22 protein-coding genes are annotated in these 26,454 nt (G+C 55.5%); 17 read left to right on the top strand and 5 right to left on the bottom strand.

The genetic code is table 11. The annotated features are described in order from the left end of the window. Positions 1 to 268: 268 nt before the first annotated feature. Positions 269 to 1,933 carry an energy-dependent translational throttle protein EttA gene (gene ettA / locus HBA55_RS33880; RefSeq protein WP_167000174.1) on the bottom strand — a complete coding sequence of 555 codons (1,665 nt, stop codon included), beginning with the start codon at positions 1,931 to 1,933 and terminating at the stop codon, positions 269 to 271. A gap of 248 nt (positions 1,934 to 2,181) precedes the next feature. On the opposite strand from ettA, the gene HBA55_RS33875 reads away from it, so the two are divergent. From HBA55_RS33875 to HBA55_RS33865, 3 genes are all read left to right on the top strand, one after another. Continuing rightward, positions 2,182 to 4,452 (top strand): putative bifunctional diguanylate cyclase/phosphodiesterase, encoded by a 2,271-nt coding sequence (locus HBA55_RS33875; RefSeq protein WP_167000173.1) that lies wholly within the window; start codon positions 2,182 to 2,184, stop codon positions 4,450 to 4,452. Positions 4,453 to 4,596: 144 nt separating this feature from the next. Next, positions 4,597 to 6,015, top strand: a complete 1,419-nt coding sequence (locus HBA55_RS33870) for an aldehyde dehydrogenase family protein (protein ID WP_167000172.1) — start codon at positions 4,597 to 4,599, stop codon at positions 6,013 to 6,015. 180 nt (positions 6,016 to 6,195) lie between these two features. Beyond that, positions 6,196 to 6,990 (top strand): alpha/beta fold hydrolase, encoded by a 795-nt coding sequence (locus tag HBA55_RS33865; RefSeq protein ID WP_167000171.1) that lies wholly within the window; start codon positions 6,196 to 6,198, stop codon positions 6,988 to 6,990. A 5-nt stretch (positions 6,991 to 6,995) separates the two neighbouring features. On the opposite strand, the gene HBA55_RS33860 is transcribed toward HBA55_RS33865, so the two are convergent. Beyond that, entirely contained in the window at positions 6,996 to 7,871 is an 876-nt protein-coding gene (locus HBA55_RS33860) for an AraC family transcriptional regulator (protein WP_167000170.1), read from the bottom strand. A 244-nt stretch (positions 7,872 to 8,115) separates the two neighbouring features. Between HBA55_RS33860 and HBA55_RS33855 the strand changes: the two genes are divergently transcribed. From HBA55_RS33855 to mmsB, 4 genes are read left to right on the top strand one after another with little or no spacing between them, the layout of a single operon-like run. After that, on the top strand, positions 8,116 to 9,282 hold the full coding sequence (locus HBA55_RS33855) for an acyl-CoA dehydrogenase family protein (RefSeq protein WP_167000169.1): 1,167 nt from the start codon (positions 8,116 to 8,118) through the stop codon (positions 9,280 to 9,282). Between the two features lie 36 nt (positions 9,283 to 9,318). Continuing rightward, complete coding sequence (locus HBA55_RS33850) at positions 9,319 to 10,095, top strand: enoyl-CoA hydratase (protein WP_167000168.1); 777 nt, start codon at positions 9,319 to 9,321, stop codon at positions 10,093 to 10,095. A 21-nt stretch (positions 10,096 to 10,116) separates the two neighbouring features. Then, the gene (locus tag HBA55_RS33845; protein WP_167000167.1) at positions 10,117 to 11,229 is read left to right on the top strand and encodes an enoyl-CoA hydratase/isomerase family protein; all 1,113 of its coding nucleotides are present in this window, start codon (positions 10,117 to 10,119) and stop codon (positions 11,227 to 11,229) included. A gap of 23 nt (positions 11,230 to 11,252) precedes the next feature. Then, entirely contained in the window at positions 11,253 to 12,155 is a 903-nt protein-coding gene (gene mmsB, locus HBA55_RS33840; RefSeq protein WP_167000166.1) for a 3-hydroxyisobutyrate dehydrogenase, read from the top strand. A gap of 86 nt (positions 12,156 to 12,241) precedes the next feature. On the opposite strand, the gene HBA55_RS33835 is transcribed toward mmsB, so the two are convergent. Further along, positions 12,242 to 13,660: a sodium-dependent transporter gene (locus tag HBA55_RS33835; protein WP_167000165.1), complete on the bottom strand. Its 1,419-nt coding sequence runs from the start codon at positions 13,658 to 13,660 to the stop codon at positions 12,242 to 12,244. A 201-nt stretch (positions 13,661 to 13,861) separates the two neighbouring features. Here HBA55_RS33835 and HBA55_RS33830 point away from each other — a divergent pair, with 201 nt between their 5' ends. Together HBA55_RS33830 and HBA55_RS33825 are read left to right on the top strand one after the other, a co-directional pair. Then, the gene (locus HBA55_RS33830; RefSeq protein WP_167000164.1) at positions 13,862 to 14,293 is read left to right on the top strand and encodes an SRPBCC family protein; all 432 of its coding nucleotides are present in this window, start codon (positions 13,862 to 13,864) and stop codon (positions 14,291 to 14,293) included. 33 nt (positions 14,294 to 14,326) lie between these two features. After that, a complete protein-coding gene (locus HBA55_RS33825; RefSeq protein ID WP_167000163.1) occupies positions 14,327 to 14,653 on the top strand; it encodes an RnfH family protein in 327 nt (108 codons plus the stop codon). 27 nt (positions 14,654 to 14,680) lie between these two features. On the opposite strand, the gene HBA55_RS33820 is transcribed toward HBA55_RS33825, so the two are convergent. Further along, positions 14,681 to 15,040 (bottom strand): outer membrane protein assembly factor BamE, encoded by a 360-nt coding sequence (locus tag HBA55_RS33820; RefSeq protein WP_167000162.1) that lies wholly within the window; start codon positions 15,038 to 15,040, stop codon positions 14,681 to 14,683. 148 nt (positions 15,041 to 15,188) lie between these two features. Here HBA55_RS33820 and fur point away from each other — a divergent pair, with 148 nt between their 5' ends. Both fur and HBA55_RS33810 read left to right on the top strand, forming a co-directional pair. Next, on the top strand, positions 15,189 to 15,596 hold the full coding sequence (gene fur / locus HBA55_RS33815; protein ID WP_167000161.1) for a ferric iron uptake transcriptional regulator: 408 nt from the start codon (positions 15,189 to 15,191) through the stop codon (positions 15,594 to 15,596). A gap of 43 nt (positions 15,597 to 15,639) precedes the next feature. Further along, complete coding sequence (locus HBA55_RS33810) at positions 15,640 to 16,185, top strand: hypothetical protein (protein ID WP_167000160.1); 546 nt, start codon at positions 15,640 to 15,642, stop codon at positions 16,183 to 16,185. A 172-nt stretch (positions 16,186 to 16,357) separates the two neighbouring features. Here the strand turns inward: HBA55_RS33810 and recN are convergent, their stop codons facing one another. Beyond that, a complete protein-coding gene (recN, locus tag HBA55_RS33805; protein ID WP_167000159.1) occupies positions 16,358 to 18,055 on the bottom strand; it encodes a DNA repair protein RecN in 1,698 nt (565 codons plus the stop codon). A 233-nt stretch (positions 18,056 to 18,288) separates the two neighbouring features. Here recN and grpE point away from each other — a divergent pair, with 233 nt between their 5' ends. The 6 genes from grpE to carA all read left to right on the top strand — a co-directional run bounded on the left by grpE (position 18,289) and on the right by carA (position 26,451). Further along, a complete protein-coding gene (gene grpE / locus HBA55_RS33800; RefSeq protein ID WP_338109502.1) occupies positions 18,289 to 18,858 on the top strand; it encodes a nucleotide exchange factor GrpE in 570 nt (189 codons plus the stop codon). Positions 18,859 to 18,989: 131 nt separating this feature from the next. Further along, the gene (gene dnaK / locus HBA55_RS33795; RefSeq protein ID WP_167000158.1) at positions 18,990 to 20,933 is read left to right on the top strand and encodes a molecular chaperone DnaK; all 1,944 of its coding nucleotides are present in this window, start codon (positions 18,990 to 18,992) and stop codon (positions 20,931 to 20,933) included. A gap of 164 nt (positions 20,934 to 21,097) precedes the next feature. Beyond that, the gene (dnaJ, locus tag HBA55_RS33790; protein ID WP_167000157.1) at positions 21,098 to 22,231 is read left to right on the top strand and encodes a molecular chaperone DnaJ; all 1,134 of its coding nucleotides are present in this window, start codon (positions 21,098 to 21,100) and stop codon (positions 22,229 to 22,231) included. Positions 22,232 to 22,245: 14 nt separating this feature from the next. Then, positions 22,246 to 23,046, top strand: coding sequence for a 4-hydroxy-tetrahydrodipicolinate reductase (dapB, locus tag HBA55_RS33785; protein WP_167000156.1), 801 nt, complete (start codon positions 22,246 to 22,248; stop codon positions 23,044 to 23,046). A 357-nt stretch (positions 23,047 to 23,403) separates the two neighbouring features. Next, positions 23,404 to 24,951, top strand: coding sequence for a methyl-accepting chemotaxis protein (locus HBA55_RS33780; protein ID WP_167000155.1), 1,548 nt, complete (start codon positions 23,404 to 23,406; stop codon positions 24,949 to 24,951). Positions 24,952 to 25,314: 363 nt separating this feature from the next. Then, entirely contained in the window at positions 25,315 to 26,451 is a 1,137-nt protein-coding gene (carA, locus tag HBA55_RS33775; RefSeq protein ID WP_167000154.1) for a glutamine-hydrolyzing carbamoyl-phosphate synthase small subunit, read from the top strand. Positions 26,452 to 26,454 lie beyond the last annotated feature (3 nt).

Below are 26,454 nucleotides of genomic sequence, written 5' to 3'. Positions count from 1 at the left end.
AGTTATCGCATTATGGTGGCAACCGACGCGAGGTTTTTTGAGCTGGATCAACCAAAAGGGGTATTGCAGGAATAGGATTCACCGTAGCAGCGCGCGCGGCGCGCCACATCGGGGGCTTTTGTGGTTTAACCCTGGTCGCGCTCAGAGCGCGCTGCTACGGGTGTGTGGGCGAAATTGGGCGGTAGGCGGCAGAAAGGGAAGGGCTGCACAGTAAGTCGGTAAGAATGCAGAGGCCGGAGGGGCCGGCCTCTGTACGCTTAAAGCCTTATCAGCTCTTCAGCTTTTTGTACTGCATGCGATGAGGTTGTGCATCTTCGCCCTTACGGGCAACCAGATCTTCGTGGTACTCAGTGTAGTTGCCTTCAAAGAACTCGATGCTGCCGTCATCCTCGTAGGCCAGGATGTGAGTGGCAACTCGGTCCAGGAACCAGCGGTCGTGTGAGATCACCAGGGCGCAGCCGGGGAAGGTCAGCAGCGCTTCTTCCAGGGCGCGCAGGGTTTCCACGTCCAGGTCGTTTGAGGGTTCGTCCAACAGCAAGACATTGGCGCCCTGCTTGAGGGTGTTGGCCAGGTGCAAGCGACCGCGCTCACCGCCGGAGAGCTCGCCCACACGCTTCTGCTGGTCGGAGCCCTTGAAGTTAAAGCGGCCCACGTAGCTGCGCGAGCTGACCTCATAGTTGCCGATGCGAATGATGTCCTGCCCCTCGGAGACTTCTTCCCATACGGTTTTGTTGTCGTCGAGGTGTTCACGGCTCTGCTCCACGAACCCGACCTGTACGGTTTCACCGATTTCGATGTCGCCACTATCGGGTTGTTCCTTACCGGAGATCATGCGGAACAGGGTTGACTTACCGGCACCGTTGGCGCCGACAATACCGACAATGGCGCCCTTGGGAATGGAGAAGCTGAGGTCTTCAAACAACAGACGGTCATCGTAGCTCTTGGTGACATTGTTGAAGTTGATGACCTTGTCGCCCAGGCGCTCGCCGGGTGGAATATAGATTTCGTTGGTTTCGTTGCGGGTCTGGAATTCCTGAGATTGCATCTCTTCAAAGCGAGCCAGACGCGCCTTGTTCTTGGCCTGACGCCCCTTGGGGTTCTGGCGCACCCATTCCAGTTCGGCTTTGATGGCTTTCTGGTGAGAGGCTTCTGAGCGCTTTTCCTGCTCCAGGCGAGCTTCTTTCTGCTCCAGCCAACTGGAGTAGTTGCCTTCGTAGGGGATGCCGTGTCCACGGTCCAGTTCCAGAATCCAGCCGGCGGCATTGTCGAGGAAGTAGCGATCGTGGGTAATGGCGACGACGGTGCCGGGGAAGTCCACCAGGAAGCGCTCCAGCCAGTAGACAGATTCGGCATCCAGGTGGTTGGTGGGTTCGTCCAGCAGCAGCATGTCCGGGCGGGACAGCAGCAGGCGGCACAGTGCCACACGGCGGCGTTCACCGCCGGAGAGTTTGGTGACATCGGCATCCCAGGGCGGCAGGCGCAGGGCGTCGGCAGCCGCTTCGAGCTTGTGATCCAGATTGTGGGCATCCCAGGCCTGGATAATGTCTTCGAGCTGGCTCTGCTTTTTGGCCAGGGCGTCAAAGTCGGCGTCCGGTTCGGCGTAGTCGGCAAACACCTGATCCAGAGCGGCCATGGCATCCAGCGCTTCGCGTACGCCATCTTCGACATTGCCGCGCACGTCCTTTTCCGGGTCGAGCTGAGGCTCCTGGGGCAGGTAACCCACTTTGATGCCGGGCATCGGGCGGGCTTCGCCGTTGTAGTCGGTATCGACACCAGCCATGATGCGCAGCAGCGTCGATTTACCCGCACCGTTAAGGCCAAGCACACCAATTTTGGCCCCAGGGAAGAAAGAAAGGGAGATATCTTTCAGGATTTCGCGTTTTGGGGGGACGACCTTGCCCACCCGGTTCATGGAGTAAACGTACTGTGCCATATGGCTGGTAACCTCAAATGGAAAGCTAAAAAACTAAAAGAAGCGTTCTGCGGTAAATGGCGGCAAGTTTCGGCAAAAGCGGCAATGGAGTCAATCATCTGGCGGACGTTTTTAAGAGCTAAATGGAAGGATCTCGGCAATCGATAGATGACTTTTCTATAAAGTTGAATTGCGCGCCACCGCAGCGTCGATATCACCCTATACTATTTGAAAGGCCGATCATAAGAACGCGACAAGGGAGGAAGTGGATGTCAGACAAGCCGGTTTCCCGAAGCCCCCAGTCCGACTCTGCGACGGCCGCCCCTGCTGATAAAAAGGACTCTGGCGGGTCCAAGGCCAAAACCTCTAACACTGCCCCGCAGGCAGACCCCTCCTGGGCTGATGTCAGCCGCGTACTCAGCGACGAATCCGAGCTTCACCAGGGCCAGGTGGACTCGACTGATCCCGGTTTTTTACTGTCTCAGGTGGCTGACCGCCTCAGCGATATGGTGCTGGGGGTGGGGATTGATGGCAGCCTCTACTATGTCGGACCCTCCGTCGAGAATGTACTCGGCTACACCGCTGAAGTCTTCAAGCGACTATACAACCATGCAATGACTTACGCCGATGACAGCCGTTTTCGGGTGGTGCAGCGTTTTGTATCGAACCAGCTCAGGCAGTTATCGGCTGCAGAGCTGGTCTCCAAGGGGACCTCGCCGGAAACCCTGGTAGTGAATCACCGCGACGGGTTTCGCGTGACGCTTCAGGTTCAATGTGTTCCCTCTCTGGACGACCACGGGCAGTTACAGGGCGCGATCTGTATCTGCAGAGACGTCAGCACCCGCAAGCAGAATCTGGAGGCCATGGCTCTGGCGGCCAAGGTGTTTGAAAACAGCCTGACGGCCATTTATATCACCAATACCCAGGGCAAGATTGTGCAGGTGAATCAGGCCTTTTCCCGCCTTACCGGCTACAGCGTTGAGGAGGCAGTGGGACAGTCGCCCCAGCTGATGGACGTTGAGCGTTATGCCTCCTCTTATTTCAAATCCATCAGCGACAGTCTTGAGCGCAAGGACTTCTGGGAAGGAGAAATTCAGCATCGCCGTAAAGACGGGCAGGTGTTCCCGGCGTGGGTCGCGATTACCGTTCTTCGTGATATCAATCGCAAGGTCATCAACACCATCAGCTACTTTTCCGACATTACGGAAAAAAAGAACAGCGAAAACCGCATTCAGCGCCTCGCGTATTTTGACCCGCTGACGAGTCTGCCCAACCGCAGTCTGTTTTCTGATCGGCTGGGGCAGGCGATCAATCGCGCCAAACGCAAAAGTGGCCAGGTGGCGTTGCTGTTTCTCGATCTGGATCGCTTTAAATCCATCAACGATACACTGGGGCACGCTTTAGGAGATGCGTTGCTGCACCAGGTGGGGCAGCGGCTGCGCGATTGCGTGCGCAATGAGGACACCATCGCGCGCATGGGCGGCGATGAGTTTACTGTGATTCTGGGCGACCTGCAGGATCGTACTCAGGCGGTGACAACGGCGGCGCACGTGGCAGAGAAAATCAAACACGCCTTGTCGGAGCCTTTTGTGATTCGCAATCGCGAAGTCTTCACGGGTGCGAGCACCGGTATCTCGTTTTATCCATCCGACGGCAGTGAGCCCAAAACGCTGTTGCAAAATGCGGATACCGCGATGTATCACGCCAAGGAAGTGGGCAAGAACAACTACCAGTTTTATACCGAGGCGATGAACGCCAAAGCCAAGGCGCGCCTGAATATGGAAAACTCTCTGCATCAGGCCGTCAAGGAGATGCAGTTTGAGCTTTATTACCAGCCGATTCTCAGCGCGGAAGATGGTGAGCCCACGGCCATGGAAGCGCTGTTGCGTTGGCAGCATCCCGAAAAAGGGTTGATCATGCCGAGCCAGTTTATCGAGATTGCCGAGGAGTCCGGTCTGATACGCCCGCTTGGCAATTGGGTGCTGCGCGAGGCCTGCGCCCAGTGGGTGCGCTGGCATCAGCAGGGGGTGCAGCCACCCAGAGTGGCCGTCAATGTATCGGCGAAACAGTTTGTCGGCGGCTACATTATTCAGACATTGCGGGATATTCTGAAAACCACTGAGATGCGCGCCGACGCCATCGAATTGGAGCTGACGGAAAGCACCCTGATGCACGACCATGTCTTCAGCGCCGAAATGCTGGATGAAATGAAACGCATGGGGGTGAGCATTTCGATTGATGACTTTGGTACCGGTTATTCCTCCCTTAACTACCTCAAGCGTTTTCCCGTCGACAATCTCAAGGTTGACCGCAGCTTTATCGAGGGGCTGCCCTCCAACGAGGATCAGCGCATTATTCAGGCCATTGTCGCCCTGGCCAAAAGCCTGGATCTGAAAGTCATTGCTGAGGGCATTGAAAATCCCATGCAGCTCGAATTTGTGCAAAACATCGGCTGCGACGAAGTGCAGGGTTATCTGCTCAGTGAGCCCGTGAGGGCTCAGCAAGTGCCCTGGCAGCCCAGTGCGCAAAGCGCAATATAATCCATCTGCTACGCAATATAATCAATTGGCCAAAATCTGACAGCTGCTAACATGAGCGGCTAAGCTGTTCAATACTTATACAGTTAAGCGGCAGCCACCCAATAAGGGCGACAGAGCCCCATAATCACAACGGAGGTTATTCAGATGGCCCTAGACAAGCAAATTGCAGATACCGAAGACGCGCGCGAAATCGCGAACATGATCGCCAAGGCCCGTGTGGCCCAGGCCCAGATCGAGAATTACACTCAAGAACAGGTCGATGAGCTGATCAAGGCCATGGTCTGGTCCTGCTGCCAGCCGGGCGTGGCGGAAGAAATTGCCCAGCACACCCTCGACGAAACCCAGCTGGGTGACTACAACGGCAAATTCCTCAAGATCAACACCAAAACCCGCGCCGCGCTGATGGACATCATCGACGACATTTCCGTGGGTGTGATCGAAGAAGACACCGAGCGCAATATCATCAAAATTGCAAAGCCGGTTGGCGTGATTGGCGCTTTGTCGCCATCCACCAATCCCGAAGCCACCCCGGTCATCAAGGGCATTAACGCGGTGAAAGGCCGCAATGCCATCATTGTGGCGCCACACCCCCGCGCCAAACTGACCAATAAGATGATCGTCGATAAGATGCGCGCAGCGCTGGAGGCCATGGGTGCACCGGCGGATCTGGTGCAGGCGATTGAGCTGCCGTCGCTGGAGAAAACCAACGAGCTGATGAAACAGTGCGACCTGATTCTGGCGACCGGTGGCCCGGCCATGGTTAAGTCTGCCTACTCCAGTGGCACTCCGGCTCTGGGAGTGGGTGCGGGTAACGCGGTGATCACTGTGGACGAAACTGCCAACCTCGACGAAGCTGCTGAGAAGATCCGTATCTCCAAGACCTTGGACCTGGCCGCCTCCTGCTCTTCCGATAACTCGGTTATTGCCGTGGAAGCCATCTACGAACAGCTGCTGGAAAAACTGATTGCCCAGGGCGGATACCTGGCTTCTGAAGAGGACTACCGCAAAATCGCCGATGTGCTCTGGGAAGACGGCGCCCTTAATACCAAGGCGGTGGTTCTGAAGCCTCAGGTACTGTGTGAGCTGGCAGGTGTGGACATCCCGGAAGACCGCTTGTTTATTATCATGCCTGAAACCGGCACTGGTCCGGAGCACCCATACTCCGGCGAGAAGCTGTCGGTCATCATGGCGTTCTATAAGGTCAAGGATATCGACGAAGCCGTGGCCCTGACCAATGAAATCCAGGCCTACCAGGGCATGGGGCATTCCTGCGGTATCTACTCCAACAATGACGAGCACATTCTGAAGTTGGGCATGGGCACCAAGACCTCGCGGGTTATGGTCAACCAGCCACAGGCGCCGTCCAACTCCGGCAACCTGTGGAATGGCATGCGCCAGACCTTCTCGCTGGGTTGTGGCACCTGGGGCGGCAACTCCACCAATGAGAACATCAACTGGAAGCATCTGGTGAATATCACCTGGATCTCCAAGCCGCTGGCCACTCCCAAGGTATTGCCCGCCGATGAGGTGCTGTTTGGGGATGTTATCAACAAGCTCAAGTAATTCGGCTCACGCCAACCCCTAAACGCAAGACCACCTTAAAGCCCGCTTCCGTGCGCTGCTCACCAACGAGTTATTTGGAAGCGGGCTTTCTTTTTTTGATACCAAATTCCCTGGAGATGTCGCCTTTCAGTGTCTAGAATGCTCGCCCGGTAGGTGAAACTGTGGTGAGGGGGACAGACAATGGCCATCAGCGACTATTTTGTAGAACAGGGTTCCGGTGACCCAATCGTCTTTATTCACGGCTCATTTGCCAATACCTCTACCTGGAAGCAGATTGTGGCGGAGCTGGCCGGCGACTATCACTGTATCTGCATCAAGCAGCCCGGCCACGGTGGCGCGCCTGATCCGGACGATTTCGACGCCCCCAGTGTGGAAACCGAAGTGAAGATCGTTGAACAGGTGGTTCAGCATTTGGGGCTCGGCCCTATTCATCTGGTGGCCCACTCCTATGGCGGTGTTGTGGCTACGGCGCTGGCACTCAAAGGCAGTGTGGATATTCGTCTGTTGACTCTGTTCGAACCGGTAACCACCGGCGTGCTGGAAGTCTCCGGTCAAGAGGAGGAGGCCGAGGCGGTGCGGCAATTCTGCCTGGGATACCGAGCCGCGGTTGCCGGCGGAGAGCAATACGCCTGCCGCCGGGTGATCGATTTTTGGGGTGGCGAAGGCCTGTTCGAGCCCATGCCCGAGTTTATCAAGGAGGCCATGGAGCCGCTGACGCCCCACAATATTCGCCATTGGGACCTCTGCCAGAAACTCAAACACCCGATTGAGGAGTATGCTGGCTTCCAGGCGCCCGTGCGGGTGGTGTGCGGTGATCAATCCAATCCGATTCTTCGCACTATCGCTGCCTGCCTGCAACAACATTTTCCCGACGCCCGTACCGACATCATCTCCGGCGCCACCCACTTTCTGGCCACCAGTCACTGGCAAGAGTGCCTTGAACATATCAGGCAACAAGAAGCTCGAAACCTTTAAGCCTGTTATCGATGTTTACTCTTTCGGTATTGATCCGGCGATAAACCGATAACCTTCTTAAACAGTCGCGAGAAGTAATAGGCATCGTCATACCCCAAGCTCGCCGCCACTTGCTTGACCGACTGCGTGCTGGAGTCGAGCAGGTAGCAGGCGTGTTGCATCTTCAAGTTGATAAAAAACTGAATCGGTGAATGGCCCGTTAACGCCTTAAAACGCTTGGAAAAATGATACTTGGAGAGCTTGCTGTGGGCGGCCAGGGAATCCAGGTTGAGCTGCCCGTGCAGGTGTTCGTTCATATAGGCGCGGGCGGCGTCCAGGTCAATCTGCTTGCCGGTTTGGGAGCGGCGCTGGCGCACCAGCAGAGCCAGGTGGCTCATAATCTGTTGCAACTGATGGCAGCCGTGTACAAACGATGCCAGGTTGTAGCCACTGTGGCGCAGGCGAAACAGCTCTTCAAAATCCGAGATCAGACGCGGCTGCATGCCAATGGCCTGCACCGGCCCGCTGGTGTCCAAATGACGGTGAAACTCCTCACACAGCTGCCCTTCATAGTGAATCCAGTATATCGACCAGGGGTAGCGGCTGTGGGAGCTATAGCTGTGACTCAGGCCTTCGGGCAGCAGGATCAGATCGCCGGAGCGAATGCGATAGGTCTTGCCCTCAAGCATCAGCGTGCCCCGACCGGATGTGCAATAGATCATCAGGTTGTTGCTGTGCTGCTCGCGCACCATGTGGTGTTTTTCGGCTTTCGGGTAATAACCCATAGCGACCGGAAACAATCCCTGGGTGAGCGCATGCAGGCTCAGTTGGTCGCACAGGAACTGAGGGGTCAGAAAGCGAATTCCTTTGTCTGGCAATGGCCAATTTGATGTCAGTTGCATGATAACTGTTTGATTTTTATCGATTTTGTGTTTTTGTTGTGATTTTATGGGCAATCTAGGTCACCGCAAGATCGTCCATTATAACGCCAAGATCGTCAATCCCCACGTAAGGCGGGCCTGTGTTTTCATAGGAAGTTAACGTTGGCGGCTATACCCGGGCTTCAAGCCGGGGCAGACCAACACAAAAACACTACACTGTAGTCACACTGTTGGGGATCGATCATCTGATCAAAGAGGGTGCGGTATGGACTTTACTTTAAACGAAGAACAACTGGCATTTCAGGAAGCGGCGCGAGCTTTCGCTCAGGGCGAAATGGCGCCACTGGCAGCCAAATGGGATGAAGAAAAGATCTTCCCCACGGATGTGATCGCCAAAGCCGGTGAGCTGGGATTCTGTGGCATGTACTGCCCCGAAGACGTCGGTGGCATGGGGCTGTCTCGTCTGGATACCGCCATCATTCTGGAAGAGCTGGCCGCGGGTTGTACCTCGACGGCGGCATTTATCTCTATCCACAACATGGCCACCTGGATGATGTCCACCTGGGGGACCGACGCCATTAAGAACGAGTGGTGCGGTGATCTGACCATGGGGCAGAAACTGGCGTCTTACTGCCTGACGGAACCCGGTGCCGGCAGCGATGCCGCCAGCTTGCGCACCACCGCCCAAAAAGAAGGCGACGAGTACGTGATTAACGGCGGCAAGATGTTTATCAGCGGGGCCGGCAGTACTGATGTGCTGGTACTTATGGCCCGTACCGGCGGTCAGGAAGACGGCGCTCGCGGTATCAGTGCTTTTGTGGTGCCGGCGAATCTCGATGGCATTCATTACGGTAAAAACGAAGACAAGATGGGCTGGAACTCCCAGCCGACCCGCGCCATTTCTTTTGAAAATGTCCGCATTCCCGTGCAAAACCTGCTCGGCAGCGAAGGCGAAGGATTCAAGATCGCGATGAAGGGCCTCGACGGTGGCCGCATTAACATCGCCACCTGTTCGATTGGTGCCGCCCAAGCCTGTATCAACCATACCCAGGCCTATATGCACGAGCGCAAGCAATTCGGTAAATCCATTGCCAGCTTCCAGGCGTTGCAGTTCAAGCTCGCCGATATGGTGACCGAGCTGGTGGCGGCGCGACAAATGATTCGTCTGGCGGCCAGTAAACTGGATGCCAATGATGCCGACAAAACCACTTACTGCGCGATGGCCAAACGCTTCGCCACCGATGTGGGGTTTGAGGTCTGTAACAACGCCATTCAGTTACATGGTGGCTATGGCTACATCAAGGAATACCCGATCGAGCGCTATATGCGAGATGCACGGGTTCACCAGATTCTGGAAGGCACCAACGAAGTGATGCGCATGATCACCGCGCGCCGGGTGCTGGAAGAGGGTGCGACGGACGTGATCCGTTAAGCGCCATTCGTCAAAGACCGTATTGGGAAGAAAAACATGAGTGAATTACTAAAGCTGGAAAAGCGCGGCCATACCGCCATTGTTACCTTCAATAATCCACCCGCCAACACCTGGACTCCGGAGAGCCTGCGCTACCTGGAGCAGATCGTTAATGAGCTGAACGCCGACAAGGACAACTACGCCCTGATTCTCACCAGTGAGAGCGAAAAGTTCTTCAGTGCCGGTGCGGATTTGAACCAGTTCAACCATGACGACAAAGGCAAGTCCTTCGAATTTTCTCTGGCCTTCGGCGAAGCCTTCACAGCGCTGTCCAACTACCAGGGCGTCTCCATCGCTGCCATTACCGGCTATGCCATGGGCGGCGGTCTGGAAGTGGCCTTGTCCTGTGATATCCGTATCTGTGAAGAGCAGTCGCAAATGGCGCTGCCGGAAGCGGCGGTGGGTCTGTTGCCCTGCGGTCTGGGTTCTCAGCAGTTGTCCTGGCTGGTCGGTGAGCAGTGGGCCAAGCGTATGATTCTGTTAGGTGAGCGCCTGAAAGCGGACAAGGCTGAGAAGATTGGTCTGGTTTCCGAAGTGGTTGCAACCGGAACCGTACTGGACAAAGCCCTGGAGCTGGCATCCAAAGTTGAAGGCCAGTCTCCAACCTCCGTGCGCTTCTGTAAGGAGCTGATTATGGAAGCCCGCAGCGGCGACATTACTTCCGCCTACGCCAAAGAGCGTGAGATGTTTGTGAAGCTGTGGGATACCCAGGACCAGAAAGAAGGTGTCAGCGCGTTTCTTGAAAAGCGCAAGCCAGAATGGAAGAACGGATAAGAGTTAATACTGGAGAGCACCATGACTGATCTGCCATCGGTTTTGTTTGAAGAGCGCCAGGGCGCGGCGGGGAAAAAGATCGGCGTTGCCACGCTGAATGCAGAGCGTTCACTGAACTCCCTGACGCTGGATATGATTGATCTGCTGCAGGAAAAACTCACCGCTTGGGAGGCTGACGCCGATATCGCCTGTGTGTTCCTGCAGGGCAGTGGTGAAAAAGCCTTCTGTGCCGGCGGCGATGTTGTTGCGTTGCACGCAGGCTCTGCGGCTTACGGCGAAGAGCTGCCCAACCAGGGCGCCATCGATTTCTTTACCCGTGAGTATCAAGTTGACTACCACATTCACACCTATTCCAAACCCATTGTGGTCTGGGGTAACGGCATTGTGATGGGTGGCGGCCTGGGATTGATGTCCGGTGCCAGTCATCGAGTGGTGACCGAATCCACCCGTATGGCAATGCCTGAAGTGACTATTGGTCTCTACCCCGATGTGGGCGGAAGTTGGTTTCTCAACCGCGCGCCCGGCCGTACCGGTTTGTATCTGGGGTTGACCGGCGCGTCTTTTAATGCGGCCGATGCCAAGTTTGTAGGGCTGGCCGATCGCTTCGTGCCTGCTGCCGAAAAGGATTCCGTGTTGTCGACGCTGGCAGAGACGGATCTTTCTGAGAACGCCTCCGCCACCATCTCTGCTGTGCTGCACAAATTTGAAAAAGACAATATCGAGCAGCAGCCTGCCGGCAATGTGCAGTCTCACTATGACCAGATTCAAGACCTGACCGATGCCGACACGATTGCGGAGTTGTTCGACCGCATTACCGGCTATGAAGGCGACGACAAGTGGTTGAGCAAGGCCGCCAAGGGTCTGGCCGGCGGTTGCCCGATTACGCCTTATTTGGTGCAGCAGCAGTTGGAGCGCACCAGGCACCTGTCACTGGCCGATGTGTTTCGCCTGGAGCTGACCATGTCCACTAATTGTGCCAGGCGTGGACACTTTAAAGAGGGTGTGCGCGCACTATTGATCGACAAGGATCGCAACCCCCAATGGACTCCTGCCTCGGTCGCAGAGGTGAGTGAGGCGGAAGTTGCCGCCTTCTTCGAAGAGCCCTGGGACCAGCATCCGCTGGCCGACTTGTAATCGATTTTTCTGGGAGTAAAACCATGAGCAAGACAGTTGCCTTTATCGGGCTTGGAAACATGGGAGGCGGCATGGCCGCCAATTTGGTTAAGGCCGGTTTTGAGGTCAATGCCTTTGATCTGATGGAAGCCAATCTGAAGGCGGCCGCAGATGCCGGGTGCACGCCGGTGGATTGCGCCAAAAAAGCCGTAGAGGGTGTGGACTATGTGGTGTCCATGTTGCCGAACGGCCCCATCGTGGAAAGCGTTTATATCGATGGCGATCAACTGTTGCAGTTTATTCCCAAGACCGCGCTGGTGTTGGACTGCTCAACCGTAGCTCCTGCCAACTCCCGCCGCGTCGGAGCGCAAGCGGAGAAACTGGGTGTGCAGTTTGTCGATGCGCCGGTGTCTGGTGGTGTTGCCGCAGCGGCTGCAGGCACACTGGCCTTTATGGTGGGTGGCAGTGAAGCCAACTTCGAGCGAGCCGAGCCGGTACTGCAGGCGATGGGTGCTAATATTTTCCGCGCCGGTGACGTCGGCGCCGGGCAGGTGGCAAAAATCTGCAACAACATGTTGCTGGCCATTCATATGAGCGGTACAGCGGAAGCGCTGCAGTTGGGTATCGACAATGGTCTGGATCCCAAGGTGTTGTCAGAAATCATGTTGAAGAGTTCCGGCTGCAATTGGTCTCTGGAAAAGTACAATCCGGTGCCTGGCGTTATGGAGGGTGTTCCGGCCTCTAACGGTTATCAGGGTGGCTTTATGGTTGACCTGATGCTCAAGGATCTGAGCCTGGCGATGGAAGCATCCGTTGGCAGCAAGTCCTCTATTCCTATGGGCACGGCGGCTCGTAATCTGTTTAATCTGCATAAAAACAGCGGTGACAGTGATAAAGGCATGCAGGATTTTTCCAGCATTCAGCAGCTGTATTCCAAGCCTGAGTAAAACTGTGCCTCAGGCTGGCAACAGGCAAACAAAAAAGGCGAATCCCTACCGGATTCGCCTTTTTTGATTCCGAACTATTCGTCGGTCTAGATCAGGCTCATGCTGAAAAACTTGTTCAGCACGGTGTTTATAAATACAAACAGCAGGATCACAGGTATAAATGTACCCAGCGAGAAGTTGATATAACGTTCCGCCAGAGAACCTTTATATTCAGGATCCCCTTGTTCCAGTTCTTTATTCAGCTGGGCTTTTTTCCAGCGATACACCACCAGCATACAAATCAGAAATCCGTTCAGCGGAAGAATGGTGTCATAAAACACGTCGATCACCAGATCGAAGAAGGATTTACTGGCACCGCCGTAGTGAATAAAGCTGGTGAAGAAGTCGACCATACCGAAGGAAACGGCACAGGCCAGGGCCACCACCACCATCGTGCTGCCGACCATCAGCAATGCCTGGTGGCGGGTGACGCCCTTCTGGTCCATCACGCCGGAGACCGGCACTTCAATAATTGACACCAAAGACGTGAGTGCGGCGAAAAACACCAGCAGGAAAAAGATGGCGGCAACGATACTCGCGCCCCAGTAGCCGACGGAAGCCTGCATTGCCAAAAAGATTTTGGGCAGAAAGGTGAAGATCAGCGAAACGGAAGAGTCGGAAAGCTCAGCTGTGTTGACATTGGGGTTGAAGGAGAATATCGCAGGTAACACCAACAAGCCGGCGGTAAAGGCGACGCCGGTGTCTGCAAGGGCCACCATCTTGGCGGAATTGGCGATGCTGGCCTGGCGGTCGACGTAGGAGCCGTAGGTGATCAGGATACCCATGCCGAGGGACAAGGAGAAAAAGGCCTGCCCCATGGCGCCATTGATCACCTTGGCATCGATTTTACTCACGTCTGGAATCAGATAATACTGCACGCCGGCCATGGCGTTGTCCCGGGTCAGAACAAACACCACCAGCCCCAAGAGCATTATAAACAGTGATGGCATCATAATCTTGGCGCCGCGCTCGATGCCTTCTTTCACCCCGAAATGCAAAATCACACCCACCATCACTGCAATCAATGCCAGGTAGATAAAGATCGAGGGGCTGTTAATAAAATTGCCGAAATATTCAGTGGTGGTCAGGGCTTCCAGTTCGCCATTAAGGATGGCCACCAGATATCCCAGCACCCACAGAGTGATCACCGCGTAGAACACGGCAATCATGTAGGGCGTAACCAGGGAAAGCCAGCCGCCGATATGCCAGAGTTTATTGTCGGGAGCAAAGTGCTGATAAGCCCCCAGAGGGTTCTTGCGGCTGTTGCGGCCGGCAGCCAGCTCCGCCATCATGACAGGCAGGCAGATCAGGAATACAAACAGGGCATAGAGCAACAGAAAGGCGGCACCGCCGTTCTTGGCGGCGTTTACCGGGAATCCCACCAGGTTGCCAATGCCAACGGCGGAGCCGGCGGCGGCAAGAATAAAGCCCAGTCGGGAGCCAAATTGTTCGCGATTTGCAGTCATTATTATCTCATCGATTCGATTTTGGGGATGGCGGCAGCGGTAAGGATTTCATGGGTTTTGCGCCGTCATCGGGGTGATTGGAACAACCGGCTCGATACTATCAAATTTTGATGAAATTTGTCTCCGTGGGCACCAACCACTACAATCGAGCGCCTAAGGCCGCCTCAAAGTGGCCGCCAATCAGATACGAAGCAGTAGACCGTGACCCAAATAGAGCGCAGCGCCCTGGTGGCCTATTCCGATCGTCAGATGTTTGATCTGGTGAATGATATTGAAGCCTATCCACACTATATGGATGGCTGTGTGGGGGCTGAGGTACTGGAGCGCCTGGAGCACGCACTTACAGCCCGCCTGGATCTCAGCAAAATGGGTATGCGCTACAGCTTTACCACCAATAATCAACTGCGCCCGCCGGTCTCTATGACCTTGGAGCTGGTGGAAGGGCCGTTTCAGCGGTTCCATGGTGAGTGGGCGTTTAAGGCGCTGTCGGAAAGTGCCTGTAAGGTGTCGCTGTATCTGGATTTCGAGTTTTCCAACACGCTGGTGGCCAAGGCCGCCGGCAAGTGGCTGGAATCCGTGGCCAATGAGCTGGTCGATGGCCTGTGCCGACGGGCGCAACAGGTCTACGGTTGAGGCCGAAATACCGGTAACCCTGCAGGAGTAGTGATGTCAGATATAGAAATGATTACTGTGGAGGTGGCCTATGCGCTGCCCCACAAACAAAAAATTGTTGAGCTGCTGGTCAAGCCCGGCACTACAGCTCTGCAAGCGGTGCAGCGTTCCGGTCTGGACAAAGAATTTGAAGGCCTGGACCTTGAAACTGCCAAACTGGGTATCTTTGGCCAGGCTTTGGGCACCAAGGGTTTGAAAAAAGCCAACGAGCACATTTTGCAGGCGGGGGACCGGGTGGAGATCTATCGTCCGCTGATCTCCGACCCCAAAGAAGTGCGTCGCAAGCGCGCTGAAAAAGCCAAACAGGCCGCCCAGGGCTGAGAGGCAACCATCCGGCGGGCCGGTGGCCTATTGTGCTCCTGTTGTCGCTGAAGCAGATGGCGCAAAATCGCCGGTAAAGTGGGTCAGTTTATCGTCTTTAAAATAGATGCTGATGCGTTCTTTGGTGGGCTCACCCCGGGCTGGCACCATACTGTAAAAGTAGTCCCAGCGATCCGGTGAAAACGTATCCTGTACCAGCGGGGTACCCATCACAAAGCGAACCTGGCGGCGTGTCATGCCGGGTTTGAGCTGATCAACCATGTCCTGGGTAACGATATTGCCCTGTTGGATGTTGATTTTATGCACACCGGGAAACTGAAAATACTGACAGCCACCGAGGGTGAGCAGGCCGGCCAGGGCCAGCAGTCGAAACAGGGATTTTTGCATAGCAGGGGTTCCACAAGCCAGATTGAACGGGGATAATACCCGATCTTTAAGGATGCTGAGAAGCCTTGAGGGTGCGAAATCCGCGCCTTGGCGGTTGAAACAGCACGAGGACCAACTGCCCTCCAATGGGCAACAACTAGGGGTGATCATGGCTGATGAAAATCAGGAGTTGCGCAAGGCAGGCCTGAAGGTAACCTTGCCAAGGGTAAAAATCCTGCAAATCCTGGAGGCTTCTGAGACGCGTCATTTGAGCGCGGAAGACGTCTACAAGAAATTGATGGCTGCCGGAGAGGACGTAGGCTTGGCCACTGTTTACCGAGTCTTGACCCAGTTTGAGACTGCGGGTCTGGTCGTTCGCCACAATTTTGATGGCGGACATTCGGTATTCGAGCTGGAGCGGGGTGACCATCATGACCACATGGTCTGTGTGGAGACCGGTCAAGTCATTGAATTCCACAACGATCAGATTGAGGCGCTGCAAATTGCCATTGCGGAAGAACACGGCTTCGAACTCACTGGTCACAGCCTGGTCTTGTACGTGCGCCCTAAAGACTGAAACCAACAGTTATACTAATAATGAATGAGGTAGTTTTTCCACAATGAGTGAAGCTCAGTCACCTAAGAAAAAATTTAATCTGAATCTGGTACAGGTGCTGGATCTGGGTTGTGGCATATTGAACCAGGCGTTTATCAAGCAGCCGGCCAATAAGGCCAAGGCTTTGCTCAAAGAACTCAAGGGCGGCAAGCGTGTTTCTTTGGGGGCGTTGACACTGAGCAACAAAAGTGAAGCAGGTGATGTGGTGGATTCGCTCGAAGTGCCTCTGTCCCTTGAGCTTGATTACACGGAATTCAAAGGGCCGGGCTTTAACCATCCGGCTTTTGATGCCGCGCTGCGCGCCATGCTCAACCAGATTGCCCAGACCCTGCGTGCCAAGAAGGATCTCAATATCCTCACAAATCAGGAAACCGGTGGTGCATTGGTTCACCAGCCGGGTGTTATTCGCATTGGTGAGCAACACAATGTCATGGTGATTGCTATTGAACCGGGCAAAAAGGAAGACATCATTCTGCGCTTGATGTTTGTCGACCCGGATCAGTACGAATCTCTGCGCAAAGACGACGGCGAATCAGGCACAGAAGCCTGATCTCCACTGCTCGACGTACATAACCCTGTAGCAGCCCGAGGGCGACCGGGTTTGGCACCGGTCGCGCTCAGAGCGCGCTGCTACGGTAAGCATTTAGCCATTGAAAATTGCCATAGTATCTCCAAGGGGAGGGCGGCAGGTCGAATTCATGCGATGTAAAGAGCTATTCGTATTAAGCCGGTTCTTTCTGCGCTTCTTTCGTTTCCTGCGCTGCCAGGTCCAGCATCTCCCTGGCGTGAGCAATGGTTTGGCGAGTTAATTCCTGTCCGCCCATCATCCGGGCAATTTCCATTATCTTTTCGTCACCTTCAATCGGTGTCAGTGTAGATTGAGCGGATTGGCTGTCGGTCTCTTTGTGGACCAGCAGATGCTGGTGCCCTTTGCTGGCAACCTGGGGCAGATGAGTTACGCAAATAACCTGCCCCTGCTGGCCGAGTCGGCGCAGCAGCTGGCCCACCACATCGGCCGTGGCGCCACCGATACCCACATCCACTTCATCAAACACCAATGTCGGTGTTGTGGAGCTCTGGGCGGTCACCACTTGAATCGCCAGGCTGATGCGGGATAGTTCGCCGCCAGAGGCTATCTTGGCCAATGATTTGGGTGGCTGGCCTGGGTTGGTGCTCACCAGAAATTCGATGTCATCCAGGCCCTGAGAGCCAGCATTGTTCTCGTCGGTGTCCAGCTCGATGGCAACTTTGGCATTCTTCATGACCAGCTCTTGAAGCTGCGCATTGATGGCGGTCTGTAGCTTCTTGGCCGCAGCCTGGCGTTTGCGTGTCAGTTTGCGGGCGCTTTCCATAAACGCATCGCGCGCGGCAGTGGCGTCGGCCTGTAGCTTGTCCAACATTTCATCCCCGCCATCGAGCATGGCGAGTTCTTCGCTGAGGCGTTGCTGCAAATCCAGCAGCTCCTCAGGGCTGATTCGGTGCTTGCGGGCGATGTCGTAGCAGCTGGAGAGGCGATCCTCCACTTCTCTGAGGCGCATGGGGTCGAGTTCGAAACTGTCGACGTAGTGGTCCAGCTCAGATTGGGCTTCCTGAATCTGGATTTGGGCGCTTTGCAGGAGTTCTTCGGCGCTGGCGAGCGCCTGCGGTTTATCGCCCAGCTGCCCCAGTAGGTGCACTGCACGGTGAATGCCACTGGTCAGACCCATCTCATCGTCATTGCAAAGCTGCACAATGGCCTGGCAATTCCCCAGGATCGTTTCGGCGTTTGCCAGTTGTTTCTGTTCGGTTTCGAGCTGTTGCAACTCGCCTTCCTGGAGTTCCAGCGCTTCGAGCTCCTGCACCTGATAGCGCAGCAGCTGCAGGCGAGCGCCGGCTTCCTCGACATTATCGCGCAGTTCTTCGTAACGCTGTTTTGCCGCCTGCCAGTCTTTGAACTCCTGGCGACATTGCCTGGCCAGCTTTTGGTGCCCGCCGAAGTCATCCAGCAGGCGGCGATGGGTGTCTTTGTGCAGCAGGGATTGGTGGGCATGCTGGCTGTGGATGTCGATCAGCATTTCACCCAACTGACGCAGCTGTGTCAGCGGCACCGGCTGACCATTGATGTAGCCCCGAGAACGCCCTTCCTTGGTCACGACTCGGCGCAGCAGGCATTCATCATCGGTACTGAGATCGTGTTCGGCCAGCCAGTGCTGGGCGTGTTTGATAGCGGACACATCAAAGGTGGCGCAGATGTCTGCGCGGGCGCGACCGGCCCGAACCCGGTCGGATTCCGCCCGGTCACCCAGGGTCAAACCCAGCGCGTCCAGAATAATGGATTTACCGGCGCCGGTTTCACCGGTGATGGCGGTCATGCCGGGGTCGACTTCCAATTCCAGGCGGTCGACCAGCGTAAAATTCTGAACGCTCAGGTGAGTCAGCATGGAAGGTCCTTTAAATGGTCTTTAACAGTTGATGGTCTCAAACATGGTTATTTATACAGTAAAAACTGGCCCGCTCCAACCTTGCTGTTCAGGGGTTGAATCGGGGGGTGAATAAAGCCTGCAAAAGTCTCAAAAAATCCCTTGAAAGTTGCTCCTCCGGCCCCATATTGCCAAGCAGGTCCTGCGATAGCGCAAATTTTCACCAAAGCCAATGATTGATTACGGAGTTCAGAGTGTCAGACGAACAGCAGACATCCCCCGACGTTGAAGAAGCAGCCGCTGAGGCCACCGAGGCCGCAGCTGAGGAAACCACCGCCGAGGCTCCGACGGTTGATGCTATCCAGGCAGAGATTGAAACCCTGACCGGTGAGCTGTCCGAAGCTAAGGATCATGTGCTGCGCGCCCAGGCTGAAGTACAGAATATCCGCCGTCGCGCCGAGCAGGATGTCGAGAAGGCCCACAAGTTTGGGCAGGAAAAGCTGGTCTCAGACCTGTTGCCTATCATCGATAACCTTGAGCGCGCGCTTGAATCCATTGATGCCAATGATGAGGCGCTCAAGGCAGTCATCGAAGGGGTTGAGCTGACCCTGAAGTCCTTTCAGGACACCCTGGCACGCCACAAGGTGGAAGCGATTCACCCACTGGGCGAGCCGTTTGATCCCCAGTTCCACCAGGCCATGTCCATGGTGGAAAGCCCCGATGCAGAGCCCAATTCGGTGATCAACGTGTTCCAAAAGGGTTACACCCTGCACGGTCGGCTGGTGCGCCCGGCAATGGTCGTGGTCGCCAAGGCCGCTGAGTAAGCCGCGGGCGAGCCACAAAAGGTCAAAAAAACCGGGTCGGCGGGGTTGAAAATCGCGCAACCGATCCAATATAGAAATCAACTTAGACAGCATTAGCTGGTTAGTAGAATAGAATTCGGGAGATCCTCCTCATGGGTAAGATTATCGGTATCGATCTGGGCACCACCAACTCTTGTGTGTCCGTGCTGGAAGGCGACAAGAGCAAGGTGATTGAGAACGCCGAAGGCGATCGCACCACACCATCCATTGTTGCCTTTACCGACGACAATGAAATCCTGGTTGGCCAGAGCGCCAAGCGCCAGTCCGTTACCAACCCCAAGAACACCCTGTTTGCCGTCAAGCGTCTGATCGGCCGCAAATTTAAAGATGATGTTGTACAGAAGGACATCACCATGGTGCCATACGGCATTGTCGAAGCAGACAATGGCGATGCCTGGGTAGAGGCCAAGGGCGATAAAAAGGCACCACCTCAGATCTCTGCTGAAGTTCTGAAAAAGATGAAAAAGACCGCCGAGGACTACCTGGGTGAGAATGTCACTGAAGCGGTGATCACTGTACCCGCTTACTTCAATGACTCCCAGCGTCAGGCGACCAAAGATGCCGGTAAGATTGCCGGTCTGGATGTTAAGCGCATCATCAACGAGCCGACCGCCGCGGCGCTGGCCTATGGTATGGACAAGGCCAAGGGCGACCACACCATTGCGGTTTACGACCTCGGTGGTGGTACCTTCGATATCTCAATTATCGAAATCGCTGACGTTGATGGTGAGCACCAGTTTGAAGTGCTGTCCACCAATGGTGACACCTTCCTGGGTGGTGAAGATTTCGACCTGCGCCTGATCGAGTATCTGGCCGACGAATTCAAGAAAGAAAATGGCATTGATCTGCACAACGATCCTCTGGCTCTGCAGCGTCTGAAAGAAGCGGCGGAAAAGGCCAAGATCGAACTGTCCTCTGCGCAGCAGACCGAGGTAAACCTGCCTTACATTACTGCAGATGCAACCGGGCCCAAGCACTTGGTGGTGAAACTGACCCGTGCCAAGCTGGAATCCCTGGTGGAAGAACTGGTTACTCGTTCTCTGGCGCCTGTGAAGCAGGCCATCGCGGACGCTGACCTGTCTGTGGGCGACATCGATGACGTCATCCTCGTGGGTGGCCAGACTCGTATGCCAATGGTTCAGGAAAAAGTGGCAGAGTTCTTTGGCAAAGAAGCGCGTAAAGATGTCAACCCCGACGAAGCCGTTGCCATGGGTGCGGCCATTCAGGGCGCTGTGCTGTCCGGCGACGTTAAAGACGTATTGCTGTTGGATGTGAGCCCTCTGACCCTGGGTATCGAAACCATGGGTGGCGTTGCCACGCCGCTGATTGAGAAGAACACCACCATCCCGACCAAGAAGTCTCAGGTGTTCTCTACCGCAGAAGACAATCAGACTGCGGTAACCATTCACGTGGTTCAGGGTGAGCGCAAGCAGGCAACACAAAACAAATCTCTGGGTCGTTTTGACCTGGCCGACATTCCGCCCGCGCCTCGCGGCATGCCGCAGATCGAAGTGACCTTCGATATCGACGCTAACGGTATTCTGAATGTAAGCGCGAAGGACAAAGCTACGGGTAAAGAGCAGTCCATCGTTATCAAGGCGTCCTCTGGTCTGAGCGACGACGAGATCGAGCAAATGGTTCGCGATGCCGAGGCCAATGCTGAAGCTGATAAGCTGTTCGAAGAGCTGGTCTCTGCCCGTAACACGCTGGATGGTCTGATTGGTGCGACCAAGAAGACTCTGGAAGAAGCCGGTGACAAGGCGACGGACGAAGAGAAGTCTGCAATCGAAGCCGCTCTGAAAGAAGCAGAGGAAGTGGTCAAGGGCGATGACAAAGCTGCTATGGAAGCTGCGACGACCAAACTTACCGAGGCTTCCGGCTCTCTGGCACAGAAGCTTTACGCTGAGCAGGCTGCCCAGGCTCAGGCTGCCGGTGGTGCGGAAGGCGCTGCTGATGCCGGTGATGCGGGCGCTGGCGGCGACGCTGACGACGGTGTTGTCGATGCCGAGTTTGAAGAAGTCAAAGACGACAAATAATCAAGTTTGATTACTTGTCTCTGGCGGCGGGCAGCCGGCGGGCTCTAGAGTCCTGAAATGCTCGCGGCCAAACGATCAAAGCTGTTTACCAAACGCTGAATTCACTTCAGCGTTTGGCGTATATAGAGTTTGCCAATTTGCTGAGTACCTATTGCTGAGTTCCTATGTCCAAACGTGATTACTACGAAGTGCTCGGGGTTGCGAAAGATGTCTCCGAGAAAGACCTGAAAAAGGCATATCGCCGGGTGGCCATGAAGTTTCACCCAGACCGCAACCCTGACGATAAGGAAGCCGAAGAGAAATTCAAAGAAGCCAGTGAGGCTTATGAAGTGCTCTCGGATTCCCAAAAGCGTTCCGCCTATGATCAGTTTGGCCATGCGGGCGTTGACCAGCAGGGCGGCTTTGGTGGCGGTGGCGGCTTTAGCGGCGGCAACTTCAGCGATATTTTTGGTGACGTCTTTGGCGATATCTTTGGCGGTGGTGGTGGCGGCCGCGGTCGGGGCGGTCCTCAGCGTGGCTCCGATCTGCGTTATACGTTAGAGCTGGATCTGGAAGATGCGGTTAAGGGTACTTCGGTAAAAATTCGAGTCCCCACCCTGGTTGGCTGCAATACCTGTGATGGCACCGGCGCCAAGGCCGGTACCAAGCCGACCACCTGCACCACCTGTGGCGGTGTGGGTCAGGTGCGTATGCAGCAGGGCTTTTTCTCCGTACAGCAGACCTGCCCCAACTGTCGCGGCAAGGGCACCATCATTTCTGACCCCTGCAGCGATTGTCACGGTCAGGGGCGCATCGAAGAGACCAAAACCTTGTCGGTTAAGGTGCCTCCCGGTGTCGATACCGGTGACCGCATTCGACTGTCGGGCGAAGGTGAGGCCGGTGCCGATGGTGGTCCGTCCGGAGATCTCTATGTTCAGGTTTCGGTTAAAGAGCACGAAATCTTCCAGCGCGATGGCAAGAACCTCTACTGCGAAGTCCCCATCAGCTTTGTAGACGCTGCTCTGGGTGGCGAACTGGATGTGCCGACATTGGATGGCCGCGTCAAACTGAAGGTGCCTCAGGAAACCCAGACCGGTAAGCTGTTCCGCTTGCGCGGTAAAGGCGTTACTCCTGTGCGGGGCGGTAATCCCGGCGATCTGATGTGCCGGGTGATTCTGGAAACACCGGTGAATCTCAGCAACAAACAGAAAGAGCTCCTGAAGGAATTCAAAGCTTCTATGAAGGGGGATAAAAACTCCCCGCGCCAGAACAGCTGGTTTGAGGGCATGAAGAATTTCTTTGGTGACATGAAAATCTAATCGAGACACTGCAGATGATAAAGATTGGTGTGACTGGCGCTGCCGGTCGTATGGGCAAGACCCTGATCGAAGCTGTCGCCAACGCCGAAGGCGTGGAGCTGACGGCTGCACTGGAGCGCCCGGAAAGCTCCCTGATTGGTGCCGATTCCGGTGAACTGGCTGGCTTGGGCAAAAATGGTGTTGTCATTGCTGGCGACATTAATGAGGTGGTGGATCAGTTCGACGTCCTTATCGACTTTACCGCGCCGGTGGCGACTTTGGCGAATGCGTCTGTTTGTGCGGCCGCCGGCAAAAAGATGGTTATTGGCACCACTGGCTTTACTCCTGAGCAGGAGCAGCAGCTGCTGGCCAACCAGGACAAGACGGCGCTTTGTAAAGCCGCCAATTTCAGCACCGGTGTTAACGTGACACTCAAACTGTTGCGTCAGGCTGCCGAGATTCTGGGTGATGACTACGATATTGAAATCTACGAGGCCCATCATCGTCACAAGGTCGATGCCCCATCTGGCACTGCTCTGGCTATGGGCGAAGCGGTAGCCGCCGGAGTGGAGCGAAATCTGCGCGACGTGGCTATTTATGGTCGCGAAGGCCAGACCGGAGCGCGCAAGCGTGAAACCATAGGATTCGCCACTGTGCGTGGTGGTGATGTGGTGGGTGATCACACGGTCATGTTTATGGCGGATGGTGAGCGGGTGGAAATTTCCCACAAGGCATCAAGTCGCATGTCATTTGCTCGCGGTGCGGTACGGGCCGCTGCCTGGATAGCGGGGCAGGATGCTGGCCTATACGACATGCAGGACGTGCTCGGGCTCTAAGCGCCCCGGCGAAAAGAACCTGATAAGACCCTCGAGTGGAAGCACTCGGGGGTTTTGTTTTTTGGGCTGGTGGTTCAAGGTTTCGCTAAATCTCTTCTGCTGGGGACAATTTTCCCGATGTTAAGGGGTTTTGGGGGTTGAGATGTACCTCAATAGCGCTATGATCAATCATTGGAGTCGATGGAGAGTTCCAGATAAGGTGAAAGTGAGTATTCACTACTAATGAAGTGATTTTATAGTGCTAAAGGTTTTATGGAAGCGCACGATAACCCTTCTACAAGTGACACCAAAAGAGCGGGCTAGCCGACCGCCAGGTTACCTGGCCTAACCGTCAAAATTATAAGTTGGAATATCGATATGGGTAGTTTGTCGTTAAAGTGGAAAGTGCTGCTGGGCGTCACTGTGACCAGTGTGATCGCAGTCATCGTATCCAGCGCTCTAGCCGTTCGCAGTGAGGTGGGTCGCCTCAATGAGGCCATCGAAAAAGATACTGTTACCCTGGCTCGTATTGTCGGTGGCAGCACCACAGGAGCTATGGCCTTTGGAGATACCGCTTCTGCCGGTGATACTCTCAAGACGCTCGAAAACAGTGCCCGGGTAGAAGCAGCGGTTATTTACGGCGAAAACGGTTCTCCGTTTGTGTTCTACAAAAAGGGCGTTAAGAAAACCTCTGGTGATCTGCCCGCAGGTCTGCCCGGTCGTGCCGGTGGCCAAAAGGTCGAATTCGGGGATGAGTACCTGGAGCTGTTTGAGCCCATCAGGGCCGACGGCGTAAAAGCCGGTACGATCTTTATGCGCGTCAATCTCAATGAGCTTGAAGACGCAGTGAGCGCGGCCATTTGGAGTTCTGTGGTGACGGTTTTGGTCATCAGTGCTCTGGCTACCGCAGTTTCCTTTGTTATTCAGGCGGGAATCGTCACTCCGATTAACGCCGCGGTAAACGCCTTGAGGGATATCGCCGAGGGTGAGGGTGACCTGACTCAGCGGCTGCCTGTAACGTCCAACGACGAAGTCGGGCAGCTGGCGCGTTGGTTCAATACCTTCATTGAGCGCGTGCACGAAATCATCTCCGATTTCTCCGTGACCGCCACAGACCTTAACAGCAATGCCACTCGCCTTTCAGATACCGCCAAAGAGACCGAGCGCGGCGTGGTCAGCCAACAGTCGGAGATCCAGCAGGTGGTGACCGCTGTGCGCGAAATGGCGCAAGTGGTTGAAGACGTTGCCCACAACGTTACCCAGACCGCCGATAACGCCGAGCAGGCTGACGGTGAGGCCAAAGAGGGTAACCGTGTTGTGACAGCTACCATGGGGCAGATCGAGAGTTTGGCCCAGGATATCAATGCCGCTTCTGAGGTGATTGACAAGCTGCAGCAGGAAACCGACAACATCGGTTCCGTACTGGACGTGATCCGTGGCATTGCCGAGCAAACCAACCTGCTGGCGCTGAACGCCGCGATCGAAGCGGCCCGAGCTGGTGAACAGGGGCGTGGATTTGCGGTGGTGGCTGATGAAGTCCGTACACTGGCATCCCGTACCCAGAGTTCCACCCAAGAGATTCAGGAGATGATCGAGCGTCTGCAGACCGGCGCCCGTGAAGCTGTACAGATGATGGAGAAGGGTACCGCCCAGGCGGGTGAATCCGTCAATCAGGCTGAAGCGGCAAGTCGCTCCCTGGATGCCATTACCGATGGTGTCAGCTCAATTAAGGATAAGACCAATCAGATGGCCAGTGCCTCCGAAGAGCAGAGTGCTGCGACCCGGGAGATGGAGCGCAATATGAACAATATTGCCGATGCCGCCCGCCAGACTTCTGAGGGCTCTGTGGAGATTGCTGCCAGTACCGCCGCCCTGGCGGAAATGGCCTCCAAGATGGAAGGTATCGTCAAGCAGTTCCGGCTCTGATGCCCACGAAATCCCGGTTCCCGATCAATGCCCAAGAGGCATTGGACAGGCACCGGGCACTTCGCGTACAATCGCGCCTCAGATCGATCTTGGCCAAGGCCGCAATAGCGAGCTAGACTGGTCTAAGAGGCAAAATATCAAAAGCGAGATGAAGCACAGGGTTTCATCTCGCTTTTTTGCAACTTGAGACCGGGCAATTCCACCTCCCGACGCCAGCATGGTGAGTTCCATGCCACCCGGATAACGTGCGAAATCGCGCGGCAGTGTCTCTCGGTCTACTGAAAATGCGCAGGCTATGTTCCGGACCGCCAGCCCGGCAGCCTGCAGGAAAACGCCCACGCCAACCATTGTTAGGAGGCTGACTTGAGCACTGGTGCCCATCGACCCGCAATCCTGGTACTTGAAGACGGTAGTGTGTTCCGCGGCAGCGCCATTGGCGCCGACGGACTGTCCACCGGTGAGGTGGTATTTAACACCGCCATTACCGGCTATCAGGAAATCCTGACCGACCCATCCTATGCACAGCAGATCGTGACTCTGACCTACCCCCACATTGGTAGCGTCGGTACGACCAGCGAAGACGAAGAGTGTGATCGTATCTGGGCCAAGGGCCTGGTGATTCGCGATCTGCCATTATTGGCCAGCAACTTCCGCAACGAGAAGGCCCTGGACCAGTATCTCAAAGACCACAATATTCTCGGTATTGCCGATATCGATACCCGTCGCCTGACCCGTATCCTGCGAGACAAGGGATCGCAGAACGGCTGTATCATGGCTGGCGAGGTGGATGAAGATAAAGCGTTGGCGGCAGCAAAGGACTTTGGCGGTCTCAAGGGCATGGACCTGGCCAAGGTTGTCACCACTCAGGAGCCATACACTTGGTGCGACGGCAGCTGGCAGTTGGGCAAGGGCTTCACCAGCCCCGAAACCTTCAAGTTCAAGGTCGTGGCCTATGATTACGGCGTTAAGCGCAATATTCTGCGGATGCTGGTAGACCGCGGCTGCGAGCTGGTGGTAGTTCCTGCCAAGACCCCCGCATCTGAGGTGCTGGCGATGAATCCCGACGGTGTTTTCCTGTCTAATGGACCCGGCGATCCAGAACCTTGTGACTACGCCATTGAGGCTATTCAGCAGTTGCTGGAAACCGACATTCCTGTCTTTGGTATCTGCCTGGGACATCAGTTGTTGGCTTTGGCGTCCGGCGCCAAGACCGTCAAGATGGGCCATGGTCACCACGGCGGTAATCACCCTGTACAGTGCATTGATGACGGCACGGTAATGATCACCAGCCAGAACCACGGCTTTGCCGCCGACGAAGACACTTTGCCGGATAACCTGCGTGCCACTCACAAGTCGCTGTTCGACGGCACCCTGCAGGGTATCCATCGCACCGACAAGCCGGCCTTCAGCTTCCAGGGTCACCCCGAAGCCAGTCCCGGCCCGCACGATGCCGCACCACTGTTTGACCACTTCATCGAATTGATGGAAGCCCGTAACTAATTT

This window comes from Pseudomaricurvus alkylphenolicus (assembly GCF_011683955.1).
Taxonomy (GTDB): Bacteria; Pseudomonadota; Gammaproteobacteria; order Pseudomonadales; family Cellvibrionaceae; genus Pseudomaricurvus; species Pseudomaricurvus alkylphenolicus.
Note: the sequence above shows the minus strand (reverse complement) of the source record. Positions and strands in the feature narration are given on the sequence as shown.